Source organism: Pseudomonas sp. RW407 (assembly GCF_003176655.1).
GTDB classification, from domain to species: Bacteria; Pseudomonadota; Gammaproteobacteria; order Pseudomonadales; family Pseudomonadaceae; genus Pseudomonas; species Pseudomonas delhiensis.
The window spans coordinates 279,663-292,163 of sequence record NZ_QGSL01000106.1; the positions used below are offsets into that span (position 1 = coordinate 279,663).

12 protein-coding genes and 1 pseudogene are annotated in these 12,501 nt (G+C 69.9%); 11 read left to right on the forward strand and 2 right to left on the reverse strand.

The window, feature by feature from the left end; translation table 11 throughout:
• Nucleotides 1-70 precede the first annotated feature (70 nt).
• From DK254_RS18120 to DK254_RS18155, 8 genes are all read left to right on the forward strand, one after another.
• Nucleotides 71-361, forward strand: a complete 291-nt coding sequence (locus DK254_RS18120) for a cytochrome c5 family protein (RefSeq protein ID WP_109934899.1) — start codon at nucleotides 71-73, stop codon at nucleotides 359-361.
• 44 nt (nucleotides 362-405) lie between these two features.
• The gene (locus DK254_RS18125) at nucleotides 406-1,014 is read left to right on the forward strand and encodes a cytochrome c (protein ID WP_109934900.1); all 609 of its coding nucleotides are present in this window, start codon (nucleotides 406-408) and stop codon (nucleotides 1,012-1,014) included.
• A 154-nt stretch (nucleotides 1,015-1,168) separates the two neighbouring features.
• Nucleotides 1,169-1,810: a thiol:disulfide interchange protein DsbA gene (dsbA, locus tag DK254_RS18130; protein ID WP_089390780.1), complete on the forward strand. Its 642-nt coding sequence runs from the start codon at nucleotides 1,169-1,171 to the stop codon at nucleotides 1,808-1,810.
• 11 nt (nucleotides 1,811-1,821) lie between these two features.
• Nucleotides 1,822-2,685 carry an endonuclease/exonuclease/phosphatase family protein gene (locus DK254_RS18135; RefSeq protein WP_109934901.1) on the forward strand — a complete coding sequence of 288 codons (864 nt, stop codon included), beginning with the start codon at nucleotides 1,822-1,824 and terminating at the stop codon, nucleotides 2,683-2,685.
• The gene (locus DK254_RS18140; protein ID WP_109934902.1) at nucleotides 2,682-4,544 is read left to right on the forward strand and encodes a diguanylate cyclase; all 1,863 of its coding nucleotides are present in this window, start codon (nucleotides 2,682-2,684) and stop codon (nucleotides 4,542-4,544) included. Before DK254_RS18135 ends, DK254_RS18140 begins: the two co-directional genes overlap by 4 nt.
• A 449-nt stretch (nucleotides 4,545-4,993) precedes the next feature.
• Nucleotides 4,994-5,755, forward strand: a complete 762-nt coding sequence (locus DK254_RS18145) for a DeoR/GlpR family DNA-binding transcription regulator (RefSeq protein WP_109934903.1) — start codon at nucleotides 4,994-4,996, stop codon at nucleotides 5,753-5,755.
• Between the two features lie 21 nt (nucleotides 5,756-5,776).
• On the forward strand, nucleotides 5,777-7,612 hold the full coding sequence (gene glmS / locus DK254_RS18150) for a glutamine--fructose-6-phosphate transaminase (isomerizing) (RefSeq protein WP_109934904.1): 1,836 nt from the start codon (nucleotides 5,777-5,779) through the stop codon (nucleotides 7,610-7,612).
• A 359-nt stretch (nucleotides 7,613-7,971) separates the two neighbouring features.
• The gene (locus DK254_RS18155) at nucleotides 7,972-8,292 is read left to right on the forward strand and encodes a co-regulatory protein PtrA N-terminal domain-containing protein (protein WP_089390785.1); all 321 of its coding nucleotides are present in this window, start codon (nucleotides 7,972-7,974) and stop codon (nucleotides 8,290-8,292) included.
• Here the strand turns inward: DK254_RS18155 and DK254_RS18160 are convergent, their stop codons facing one another.
• Complete coding sequence (locus DK254_RS18160) at nucleotides 8,293-9,678, reverse strand: heavy metal sensor histidine kinase (RefSeq protein ID WP_109934905.1); 1,386 nt, start codon at nucleotides 9,676-9,678, stop codon at nucleotides 8,293-8,295.
• The gene (locus tag DK254_RS18165; RefSeq protein ID WP_109934906.1) at nucleotides 9,675-10,349 is read right to left on the reverse strand and encodes a heavy metal response regulator transcription factor; all 675 of its coding nucleotides are present in this window, start codon (nucleotides 10,347-10,349) and stop codon (nucleotides 9,675-9,677) included. The genes DK254_RS18160 and DK254_RS18165 overlap by 4 nt, the downstream gene beginning before the upstream one ends.
• Before the next feature lie 450 nt (nucleotides 10,350-10,799).
• On the opposite strand from DK254_RS18165, the gene DK254_RS18170 reads away from it, so the two are divergent.
• The 3 genes and pseudogenes from DK254_RS18170 to DK254_RS18175 all read left to right on the forward strand — a co-directional run.
• On the forward strand, nucleotides 10,800-12,062 hold the full coding sequence (locus DK254_RS18170; RefSeq protein ID WP_109934907.1) for a TolC family protein: 1,263 nt from the start codon (nucleotides 10,800-10,802) through the stop codon (nucleotides 12,060-12,062).
• Nucleotides 12,062-12,232 (forward strand): hypothetical protein, encoded by a 171-nt coding sequence (locus tag DK254_RS34175; protein WP_158546425.1) that lies wholly within the window; start codon nucleotides 12,062-12,064, stop codon nucleotides 12,230-12,232. The genes DK254_RS18170 and DK254_RS34175 overlap by 1 nt, the downstream gene beginning before the upstream one ends.
• A 25-nt stretch (nucleotides 12,233-12,257) precedes the next feature.
• Nucleotides 12,258-12,501 (forward strand): annotated as a pseudogene (locus tag DK254_RS18175) (efflux RND transporter periplasmic adaptor subunit); the annotation flags it as partial.

A 12,501-nucleotide genomic window follows, 5' to 3' on the forward strand; every position in this document is an offset into this window, starting at 1 on the left:
CGCCACGGGAACGCGATAATCAACCGGCCGCGCAATAGAACGCGGACGTTCCCTCCCGATGAGGACGATCATGAAGAAACTGCTGTTCGCAGCCGTAGCCGCCGCGCTGGCTCCCGGCGTGCAGGCCGCGCAGGACCCGGAGGCGGTATTCAACCGGGCTTGCGGTGCCTGTCATGCTGGCCAGTTGCCAATGGCCCCGAAGAAGGGCGACGCCGCAGCCTGGAAACCGCGCCTGGACAAAGGCATGGATACGCTGGTGCAGCACGTCACCAACGGTTTCAACGCCATGCCCCCGCGTGGCCTGTGCACCGACTGCAGTGCCGAGGACTACAAGGCGATCATCCAGTGGATGTCCCAGTAACCCCAGCCTCTCTACTTTCACCTTTAGCCGTAATGGATTAGCTGATGAACAAAATAATCGTGAGTCTGCTCTTGACCCTGGGACTGACCGGTATGGCCCACGCCGAAGTCGGCGACGCCAAGGCCGGCCAGGCGAAGGCCGCCGTGTGCGGCGCCTGCCATGGTGCCGATGGCAACAGCATGGCGCCGAACTTCCCGAAACTGGCGGGCCAGGGGGACAAGTACCTGCTCAAACAGATGCATGACATCAAGGATGGCAAGCGTACCGTGCTGGAGATGACCGGCCTGCTGACCAACCTCAGCGACCAGGACCTGGCCGACATCGCCGCCTACTTCTCCAGCCAGAAGATGAGCGTCGGCGCCGCCGATCCCAAGCTGGTCGCCGCCGGCGAGGCCCTGTACCGCGGCGGCAAGCTGGCCGAGGGCATGCCCGCCTGCACCGGTTGCCACTCGCCCAACGGCGTGGGCAACGAGCCGGCCGCCTTCCCGCACCTGGGCGGCCAGCACGCGGCCTACGTGGCCAAGCAGCTGACCAACTTCCGCGAAGGCGACCGCACCAACGACGGCGACAGCATGATCATGCGCAGCATCGCCGCCAAGCTGTCCAACAAGGACATCGCCGCCGTCTCCAGCTACATCGAAGGCCTGCACTGAGGCCTGCGCCGCGCGGCACGGCTTGAAAAAAAAGGGTGGCTTCGGCCACCCTTTTTCGTATCCGGCGCCACTACAATGCCTGGAACCGCCGCCGGCCTCTCGAGTCCAACCACGGCCGCGCCGCGGCGCCACCGATCCAGCCAAGGAGTGAACCATGCGTAACCTGATTTTCACCGCCGTACTGGCCTTTGCCGGCCTGTTCGGTCTCAGCGCGCAAGCCGCCGAGTTCGAATCCGGCAAGCAGTACACCGAGCTGAGCACCCCTGTCCCGGTGTCCAAGCCCGGCAAGATCGAGGTGGTGGAGCTGTTCTGGTACGGCTGCCCGCATTGCTACGCCTTCGAACCGACCATCAACCCGTGGGTCGAGAAGCTGCCGGCCGACGTGCACTTTGTCCGCATCCCGGCCATGTTCGGCGGTATCTGGAACGTCCACGGTCAGCTGTTCCTGACCCTGGAAGCCATGGGCGTGGAGCACAAGGTGCACACCGCCGTGTTCGAGGCCATCCACAAGGAAGGCAAGAAACTGGCCACCCCGGAAGAAATGGCCGAATTCCTCGCCCCGCTGGGCGTGGACAAGGACAAGTTCCTCAGCACCTTCGACTCGTTCGCCATCAAGGGCCAGATCGAGAAGGACAAGAAGCTGGCCATGGCCTACCAGATCAGCGGCGTACCGACCATGGTGGTCAACGGCAAGTACCGCTTCGACATCGGCTCGGCCGGCGGCCCGGAGAAGGCCCTGGAACTGGCCGACTTCCTGATCGCCAAGGAACGCGACGCCGCCAAGGCCGCCCAGTGAGGTAAGCCGCGATGCTGAGCAGGCTCCGCCAGCAGCGGGTGGTCGCTTCCCGCCCCGCGCAGGTCAATTCGCAGGCCGCCGAATCCGGCTATCCCGCCGACGGTCGCCTGCGCCTGCTCAGCTTCAACATCCAGGTGGGCATCAGCACCGAGCGCTACCGCCACTACCTGACCCGCGGCTGGCAGCACCTGCTGCCCGCCGCCGGGCGCGCCGGCAACCTGCAGCGCATCGGCGACCTGCTGTCCGGCTACGACCTGGTGGCCCTGCAGGAGGCCGACGGCGGCAGCCTGCGCTCCGGCTACGTCAACCAGGTGGAGCACCTGGCCCAGCTGGGCGCCTTCCCCTACTGGTACCAGCAGCTCAACCGCAACCTCGGGCGCATCGCCCAGCACAGCAACGGCCTGCTCAGCCGCCTGCGCCCGACCCTGCTGGAAGACCACCCGCTGCCCGGCCCGCCCGGCCGCGGGGCCATCCTCATGCGCTTCGGCGAAGGCGACAACGCCCTGGCCGTGATCATGATGCACCTGGCCCTGGGCCCGCGTACGCGCGCCCGCCAGCTCGCCTACATCCGCGAGCTGCTGCAGGGCTACCGCCACCAGGTGCTGATGGGCGACATGAACACCCATGCCACCGACCTGCTGGAGACCTCGCCGCTGCGCGATCTCGGGCTGATCGCCCCGCAGGTCCAGGCGACCTTTCCCAGCTGGCGCCCGCAGCGCTGCCTGGACCATATCCTGCTCAGCCCCGGGCTGACCCTGGAGCGGGTCAGCGTGCTGCCGGAGCCGATCTCCGACCACCTGCCGGTGGCCGTGGAGATCCGCCTGCCGGACGGCTGCCGGCAAGACTCCGCGCTTTCTCTCAAGGACGCTCGATGAGCCGCGACGACAACCAGCGCTGGAAGGAAAAGTACCTCGCCAACATCGACCAGCAGGAGCGCCTGGAGCGCCGCTGGGAGGTGCGCGTCGACCTGCTGCGCCGCGGCCTGGTGCGCAGCAGCCTGGCCGCCGAGGGCAGCGACAAGGCGGTCGACCAGTGCATGCAGGAACTGCGCGAGCTGCTGCGCCGCAACGACATCGACGCCGGCCTGGCGCGGCTCATCCCGCGCCTGGAAAAGACCGTGCTGGACTCCGAGCAGCGCCGCCAGCAGCGCATCCGCCAGAACGTCACGGCGCTGCAGCAGATTGCCCAGCAGTTGCTGGGCCTGGACCTGCCGCGGGACGTGCGCCTGCCGCTGAAGCTGTTCGCCCGCGACCTGGAGGCGCGCGCCAGCCAGTCCCGCGAGCTGCCGGTGCTGCTCGGCGAGCTGGGCAACCTGCAGCGGCGCGTGCTGGAGCAACTGGCCGACGCCGAGGCGCCGCGCCCCGGCCTGTTGCAGCGCCTGTTCGGTGGCCGCGAAGAGGACGAGGACGGCCCCGCCCAGCCCGTAGCCGCCACCCACGGCACGCCGGCCAGCGAAACGCCGGCGGCGCCAGTGAGTGCCGAAGCCGCCGTGGCCATCGCGGCCCCGGCCCCGGCGCCTGCCGCGGTGGCGGTACAGGCCGACCCCGAGCCGCCGTCGCCCGCGCCGCCCGCTGCACTGCTGGACAGCCTGCCGCTGCCCGCCGACCTCATTCCCAGCGCGCCGCGCCCGGTGCTGCTGGACGGCGAGGGCGAGCAGCACTACGCCCTGCCGCCGATGCCCGAGCCCGGCTACAGCGCCGTGGCGCCGCACATCGAGGCCAGCCTGCTGAACCTGCTCGACCAGCTGCAGCTGCCGGCCGCCTACCGCCCGCAGGCCCAGGCCCTGCGCGAACGCATCAACGGCAGCCTGAACTGGTACGAACTGGTGCCGGTGCTGGACGACCTGGCGGTGCTGGTGCTGGCCCTCAACGACAGCGGCCAGGCCGCCTTCGAAGGCTACCTGCACCAGCTCAACGACCGCCTGAGCACCTTCCTCGACAGCCTCGGCGCCGTGCAGCAGGGCCAGGACGCCGTGTCCGACAGCGCCCGGCGCCTGGACGACGACCTGCGCGACCAGGTCAGCGGCCTGCAGAGCAGCGTGCAGCAGGCCACCGACCTGGACAGCCTCAAGCGCTCGGTGGAAGGGCGCCTGGAAGGCCTGCTCGGCAGCATCGAGCGGCACCGCCAGGAACGCGAGGCCCGCGAGCGCGAGGCCGGGGAGCGCCTGCAGGCGCTGGTGGCGCGGGTTTCCTCGATGGAGGAAGAGGCGCGCACCTTCCAGGCCAGCATCGAGGACCAGCGGCAGAAGGCCCTGACCGACCCCCTCACCGGCCTGCCCAACCGCGCCGCCCTGAGCGAGCGCCTGGAACTGGAGGTGGCGCGGGTCCAGCGCTTCGGCGGCGAACTGCTGCTGGCGGTGCTGGACGTCGACCACTTCAAGCGCATCAACGACGACTACGGCCACCTGGCCGGCGACAAGGTGCTGAAGATCATCGCCGGCGAACTGGCCAAGCGCCTGCGCAAGACCGACTTCATCGCCCGCTTCGGCGGCGAGGAATTCGTCGTGCTGCTGCCCTCCACCCCCCTGGACGGCGGCCGCCAGCTGCTGGAAGCGCTGCGTACGGCGGTGGAGCGCATCCCCTTCCACTTCAAGGGCGAACCGCTGGTCATCACCTGCTCCGCCGGCCTCACCCAGTTCCGCACCGGCGAGCGCAACGAAGTGGCCTTCGAACGCGCCGACCAGGCCCTGTACCGCGCCAAGCGCGGCGGCCGCAACCGCCTGGAGATGGGCTGACAACCCGTAGGCCGCCCCCTGTAGGAGCGCGCCCTGCGCGCGAATCGCGGGCAGGGCCCGCTCCTACAATTTACCGAGGCACGGCATATCCCTGTAGGAGCGGGCTTTGTCCGCGATCATGGCGGATAACGCCGTAGGCGTTATCCGCCCTATGGGGAATGGCACGGGCTAGGGCGAATAACCGTTCGCGGTTATCCGCCGCCATTCGTGCCACCGGGGCGTCCGGCGTGGCCGGTGAATCCAATCGCGGACGGAGTCCGCTCCTACGACCGTGCTTCCCTGGAACCGTAGGAGCGGACTTTGTCCGCGATAGCCGGACGTCCCGGTGCGTTTCGCGGATGAGATCCGCGCCGCCCCAAGCCCCGACCTCTCATCATCCAAGCTTGACGAATGAAAGCTCTTGGGTTTTGATTCGCACCTATAACTTTCGAATCGAAACATAAGCCTTCATGTCGAAACGCAACACGCCCCAGCGCCGCCACGAGATACTCGCCCTGCTCAACCAGCAGGGGGAGGTCAGCGTGGACGACCTCGCCCGGCGTTTCGCCACCTCCGAGGTGACCATCCGCAAGGACCTGGCCGCCCTGGAGAGCAACGGCCTGCTGCTGCGCCGCTATGGCGGCGCGGTGCCCATGCCGCAGGAACTGCTGGCCGAGCCGAGCCCGCCGCTGTCGCCCTACAAGCAGGCCATCGCCCGGGCCGCGGCGGCCTGCATCCGCGAGCACGCGCGGATCATCATCGACAGCGGCAGCACCACCGCCGCGCTGATCCCCGAGCTCGGGCACAAGCCCGGCCTGGTGGTGATGACCAACTCGCTGAACGTCGCCAACGCCCTGCGCGAGCTGGAGCGCGAGCCGGTGCTGCTGATGACCGGCGGCACCTGGGACCCGCACTCGGAGTCGTTCCAGGGCCAGGTGGCGGAGCAGGTGCTGCGTTCCTACGACTTCGACCAGCTGTTCATCGGCGCCGCCGGCCTCGACCCCGCGCGCGGCACCACCACCTTCAACGAACTGCTCGGGCTCAGCCGGGTGATGGCCGAGGTCGCCCGCGAGGTGATCGTCATGGCCGAGGCCGACAAGCTCGGGCGGCGCATGCCCAACCTGGAGCTGCCGTGGAGCAGCGTCCAGACCCTGATCACCGACGAGCGCCTCAGCGACGAGGCCTGTGCCCAGATCGAGGCGCGCGGCGTGAAAGTCATACGCGCGCGCTGAACGAACCCAGGAGAACGCCCCATGTGTGGAATCGTAGGCGCCATCGCCGAACGCAACGTCACCCCGATCCTGATCGAAGGCCTCAAGCGCCTCGAATACCGCGGCTACGACAGCGCCGGCCTGGCCCTGGTGGACGCCGCCGGCGAACTGCAGCGCCGCCGCCGCGTCGGCAAGGTGGCGAGCCTGGAGCAGGCCCTGGCCGAGCAGCCGCTGGCCGGCCACCTGGGCATCGCCCACACCCGCTGGGCCACCCACGGCGCGCCCAGCGAGGCCAACGCCCACCCGCACTTCTCCCACGACCGCCTGGCGGTGGTGCACAACGGCATCATCGAGAACCACGAGGAACTGCGCGAGTACCTCAAGGGCGAGGGCTACGTGTTCAGTTCGCAGACCGACACCGAGGTCATCGTCCACCTGCTGCACCTGCGCCTGCGCGAGCTGGGCGACCTGGCCAGCGCGCTCAAGGCCACGGTCAAGGAGCTGCACGGTGCCTACGGCCTGGCGGCGATCAGCCTGGACCAGCCGGACCGCATCGTCGCCGCCCGCAGCGGCAGCCCGCTGGTGGTCGGCCTGGGCCTGGGCGAGAACTTCCTGGCCTCCGACCAGCTGGCCCTGCGCCAGGTCACCGACCGCTTCATCTACCTGGAAGAAGGCGACATCGTCGAGCTGCGCCGCGACAGCGTGCAACTGTGGGACGCCGAAGGCCGCCCGGTGAAGCGCGAGGCGGTGCAGTACCACGAGGGTGCCGAGGCCGCCGACAAGGGCGAGTACCGCCACTTCATGCTCAAGGAAATCCACGAGCAGCCCAAGGTGGTGCAGCGCACCCTGGAAGGCCGCCTGGGCGCCGGCCAGGTGCTGGTGGAGAACTTCGGGCCGAACGCCGCCGAGCTGTTCGCCAGGGTGCGCAACGTGCAGATCGTCGCCTGCGGCACCAGCTACCACGCCGGCCTGGTGGCGCGTTACTGGCTGGAAGAGCTGACCGGCATCCCCTGCCAGGTGGAAGTGGCCAGCGAGTTCCGCTACCGCAAGGTGGCGGTGCAGCCCGACGCCCTGTTCGTCACCATCTCCCAGTCCGGCGAGACCGCCGACACCCTGGCCGCGCTGCGCAATGCCAAGCAGCTGGGCTTCCTTTCCAGCCTGGCGATCTGCAACGTGGCCACCAGCTCGCTGGTGCGCGAGTCGGACATGACCCTGCTGACCCTGGCCGGCCCGGAGATCGGCGTGGCCTCGACCAAGGCCTTCACCACCCAACTGGTGGCCCTGCTGCTGCTGACCCTGGCCATCGGCCGGGTGCAGGGCCGCCTGGGCGAGGGCGTCGAGGCCGAGCTGGTGGAAGCCCTGCGCCGCCTGCCGACGCGCCTGGAGGAAGCCCTGGCGATGGACAAGGTGGTGGAGAAGGTCGGCGAGCTGTTCGCCGAGAAGCACCACACCCTGTTCCTCGGCCGCGGCGCCCAGTACCCGGTGGCCATGGAGGGTGCGCTGAAGCTCAAGGAAATCTCCTACATCCACGCCGAAGCCTACCCCGCCGGCGAGCTCAAGCACGGCCCGCTGGCCCTGGTGGACGCCGACATGCCGGTGGTCACGGTGGCGCCGAACAACGAGCTGCTGGAAAAGCTCAAGTCCAACCTGCAGGAAGTCCGCGCCCGCGGCGGCGAGCTGATCGTCTTCGCCGAGGCCAACAGCGGCATCGGCAACGGCCCGGGCACCCACGTGGTGAGCATGCCGCCGATCCACGACTGCCTGGCGCCCATCCTCTACACCGTGCCGCTGCAGCTGCTGTCCTACCACGTGGCGGTGCTCAAGGGCACCGACGTCGACCAGCCGCGCAACCTGGCCAAGTCGGTGACCGTGGAATAAGCCGCGCGCCCGGATGCATGAAAAAGGCCCCGCGAGGGGCCTTGGTGCGTCCACCGTTGGCGCCACCTGTAGGAGCGGGCCCTGCCCGCGATTCGCGCGCAGGGCGCGCTCCTACATGGGCCTGGTGCCGGGGCAACCCGTAGGGCGCATAACCGTTCGCGGTTATCCGCCGTTGGCCGGAAACACCGGTGCCCGACGGTAATGGCGGATAACGCCATAGGCGTTATGCGCCCTACACCGCGGGCCGGATGCGGTTGCCGCCGGCGGATTACCGAATCGTCATGCGCCCCTCAGGCTCCCGTTAGGGCCGGCTGCTTAAGGTGAAGGCAGTTTCCACCACCACCGACGAGGTGACTGCCATGAACCCGATCCGCCCCTTCCTGCTCGCCGGCCTGCTCGGCGTTTCGTCCCTGGCCTTGGCCGAGAGCGGTGGCGACCGCACCTTCGCGCGCATGGAGCAGGCCCGCCAGGTGGCCATGCGCGGCGCCGCCGAGACGGCGGCCGCGGACTACCGGCGCTACGAGTACGGCATGCGCCTGGACATCGCCCAGGTCCTGGAGGTCTCGCCGGCCAAGGGCTGCGGCGTGGTGCCGGTGCGCATGCGCTACCTGGACTCGGGCGGCGCCGAGCAGCGCCTGGAGTACCGCGCCGAGCGCGTCAGCTGCAACCGCGGCAAGTGATCAGGCGGCCGCCTCGGGGAAGCGCAGGTGGAAGCAGGTCGGCCCCTCCGGCCGGCTGTCCACCGCGACACTGCCGCGGTGCAGGCTCATGATCGAGCGGACGATGGCCAGGCCCAGGCCGGTGCCGCCCTCGGCCCGCGAGCGGCCGCCATCGGCGCGGTAGAAGCGCTCGAACAGCCGCGGCAGGTGCTGCGGCGCTATCCCCGGGCCGGGGTTGGCGACGCTGAGGGTGGCGCCTTCCATGCCGCTTTCGATGTCGATGCGCACCCGGCTGCCTTCCGGGGTGTGGCGGATGGCGTTGGACAGCAGGTTGGAGATCGCCCGCTGGACCATCAGGCGCTCGCCCGTCACCCAGGCGTCGCCGTTCAGCTCGATGTCCACCCGCTTGTCCTCCGCGGCGTAGAGGAACAGCTCCGCCACGCGGGTGGCCTCGTCCCCCAGCGACAGGCGCTCGAAGGGCACCTGGGCCTGGTTGACCTGGGCCAGGAACAGCATGTCGCTGACGATGCGCGACAGCCGTTCCAGCTCCTCGATGCCCGAGGCCAGCACCGCCTTGTATTCCTCCGCCGGGCGCTCCCGCGAGAGCGTCACCTGGGCCTTGCCCATCAGGTTGCCGATCGGCGAGCGCAGCTCGTGGGCGAGGTCGTCGGAGAACTGCGTGAGCTGCTGCACACCCTGGTCCAGGCGGTGCAGCATCACGTTCAGCGCCTGGGCCACTTCGCCCAGCTCCAGGGGCAGCTTCTCCACCGGGATGCGGTGGCTGAGGTCCTCGGTGGAGATGTTCGCCGCCACCCGGCGGAAGCGCCGTAGCGGCGACAGCCCGCGCTGCACCGCGTACCAGGCGCCCAGGCCCACCAGCAGCAACAGGAAGGGCACGCCGGTCAGCACCGAGCGGCGGAAGGCGCCGAGCAGGGCGTCGTCGTTGCTACGCTCCAGGGTCAGCAGCACGCGCACGCTGGCGCCGTTGGCCAGGCGTACCACGCTGCTGGCGGTGAGCAGGCGCTGGCCGCCGGCGTCGGCCCAGGCGTGGTAGCCCAGGCCGGCGCCCGGCAGCAGGCGGTCGAGGCTGGCGCGGCGCAGCGGCGGGCCGGTGTCCAGCAGCGGCGCCTGGCCCGGGCGCGGGGCGAGCAGGGTCAGCGACAGGTTGTCGTGGCCGGCCACCACGTCCAGCAGCTCGTGGGGGCCGCGGACCAGGTCGCGGTCGTCCAGCCCCGCGCCCAGGGCATGGCGCACCTGGCCGAGCTTGTCGGCCAGCTCGTTGCGCGCGCGGCTCTGCAACTCGTGGTCGAGGGCGCCGTAGGCGAGCAGCGCGAGCACCACCACCAGGCCGGCGCACAGCAGGCCGATGCCCAGGCCCAGGCGGGTGGACAGGCTGGCCGGCTTCATTCGCGGGCCTCGAGCACGTAGCCGACGCCGCGCAGGGTGTGGATCAGCTTGCTGTCGAAGGGGTCGTCGACCTTCAGCCGCAGGCGGCGGACGGTGACCTCCACCACGTTGGTGTCGCAGTCGAAGTTCATGTCCCACACCAGCGAGATGATCTGGGTGCGCGTCAGCACCTCGCCGCTGCGGCTCATCAACAGGTGCAGCAGGGCGAACTCCTTGGTGGTCAGGTCGATGCGCCGGCCCTCGCGGTAGGCGCGGTGGCGCGCCGGGTCCAGCTCCAGGGCGGCCACCTGCAGCACCGGCGGCGCGCTCACCCGTTCGCTGCGGCGTAGCAGGGTGCGCACCCGGGCGAGCAACTCGGGGAACTCGAAGGGCTTCACCAGGTAGTCGTCGGCGCCCAGCTCCAGGCCGCGCACGCGCTCGGCCAGGCGGCCGCGGGCGGTGAGCAGCATGACCCGCGTGTCGCTCTCGCGGCGCAACTGGCGGAGCACTTCCCAGCCGTCCATCTGCGGCATGTTCACGTCGAGGATGATCAGTTCGTAGCTGCCCTGGCGCGCCAGGTGCAGGCCGTCGACGCCATTGCCGGCGCGGTCGACCACGAAGCCGCTCTCGCTCAGGCCCTGGTGCAGGTAATCGGCGGTCTTGGCTTCGTCTTCCACCACTAGGATTCGCATATGGGCAGTCACCTTCCATTCAGTAATCTGACAATTCTGTTCATATTCGTTGTGCGATTTACGGATATATCCGCTCGGAACTTTCCGGTAATTAACGGTGGGCGAGGCTGAGGGCTGTAGTTGCTAAAGGGTCAATATCCAGGCCCGTCCAATGATGTTTCCGGATATTGCCCAGGCGCCTTTCCTGGACGCATAAGCCGCTGATGCATATGGGGTTGTCTGACTGGCGCCGGGAATGGGGAGCCGGCCGCGAATAGCGGCACGGGCAATGGTAGACAGGAATAAAACGCTTTTTCCTTGTCTGTCATATTTGTAATTGGCAGGTCACCTTGCCGATAAAAGGCCGGCATTACCTTGGCGACACTTGGCGCAACTTTCCGAAAGTTGCCGCCGATTCATACGTGGAAGCCGCCCGCGGTTTCCGTCCGAGGTCGTTTCCCGAGGTGTGCCGTGTCCTACCGTCGTGCCCTGTTCCGGCGGCCGGCTGCGGACTTGTGTCCGTGGCCGGCGCCCCTGTCGCTGTTCCTGCTGCTGTTCGGCCTGCTGGGCGGGCCAGTCGAGGCCCGCACCCTGGGCTTCGACGAGGCCCTGCGCAGCGCGCTGGGCGCCAACCCCGAGCTGGCCGCCGTGGCCCGCGGCCCGGGCATCGCCGAGGGCGAGCGGCGCCAGGCGGCGTTGCTACCGAACCCGAGCCTGTCCTGGGAGACGGAAGACACCCGCCGCGACCGTTCCACCACCACCCTCTCCCTGACCCAGCCCCTGGAGCTGGGCGGCAAGCGCGGCGCGCGGGTGGCCGTGGCCGAGCGTGGCGAGGCGATCGCCAAGATGGAGCTGGAAGTGCGCCGCAACACGCTGCGCGCCGAGGTGCTGGAGGCTTTCCAGGCCGCCCAGCAGGCCCAGGAGCGCCTGCGCCTGGGCGAGGAATCGGTGTCGCTTGGCCAGCGCGGCCTGCGCGCCGCGGAGGCGCGGGTGCGCGCCGGCAAGTCGGCGCCGCTGGAGGCGACGCGGGCACAGGTGCAACTGGCCGAGGTGGAGTTGGACCTGCAGCGCGCACGCATCGGCCGCGACCAGGCCTACCGCGTGCTGGCCGGGCTCATGGGGCAGGCCGAAGCGGGGTTCGCCGAGGTGGCTGGCAACGCCGATCTGCCGGCGCCGCCCCAGGCCGCGCAGCTGCTGCGGCGCCTGGACGAGGCCGCCGAGCTGCGCCTGGCGCTGCTGCAGGTCGACCAGCGCGAGGCCGCCGTGCAACTGGCGCGGGCCGAGCGCGTGCCCAACCTCGACGTCAGCCTGGGCAGCCAGTACGACCACGAGGCCCGCGAGCGGGTGAACCTGGTCGGGCTGTCCCTGCCGCTGCCGTTGTTCGACCGCAACCAGGGCCGCCTGCTGGCCGAGGCGCGCCGCGCCGACCAGGCCCGCGACCTGCGCAACGCCACCGAGCTGCGCCTGCGCCGCGAGACGCAGCAGGCCCTGGACCTGTGGGGCACTGCGCAGCACGAGGCGCGGACCCTGCGCGACACCCTGCTGCCGGCCGCGCGCCAGGCCCTGGACAGCGCCACCCGCGGTTTCGAGATGGGCAAGTTCGGCTTCCTGGAAGTGCTCGACGCCCAGCGCACCCTGCTCGCCGCGCGCGACCAGTACCTGCAGGCGCTGGCCCGCCTCGCCGAGGCCCGCGGGCGCACCGAGCGCATCTTCGGCGACCTGGCTCCGCGCTGATGGCCGGGCGCTCCCTGTGCGCCCGGCTGTCGTCGGTGTTGCTGGCGGCGGTAGCGCTGGCCACCGGCGGCCCCCTTCCCTGCCAGGCCCACGGCTTCGCCGCCGGGCACTGGTGCATCCATGACCTGTTCCGCGCCCTGGGCGCGCTGTCGAGCCTGATCGGCGCCTGAGGCGCGGGGCCATCCGGGAGAGTCCATGAAGTCGAGAGAAACGAAGATCGCCGCCGCCGTGCTGTTCCTGCTGGCGCTGGGTGGCGCCGCCACGCTGTTGCCGGGCGGTGTCGCCCAGGCGCCCGAAGGGCACGGCGAAGCGGGCGCCCACGCCGACGGCGAACACCATGGCGAGGCCGCCAGCGGGGCGCATGCCGATGCCGAAGGCCACGGCGACGACGAGCACCACGCCGGGGCCGGCGAGCATGGCGAGGAAGAAGACGCCGGCC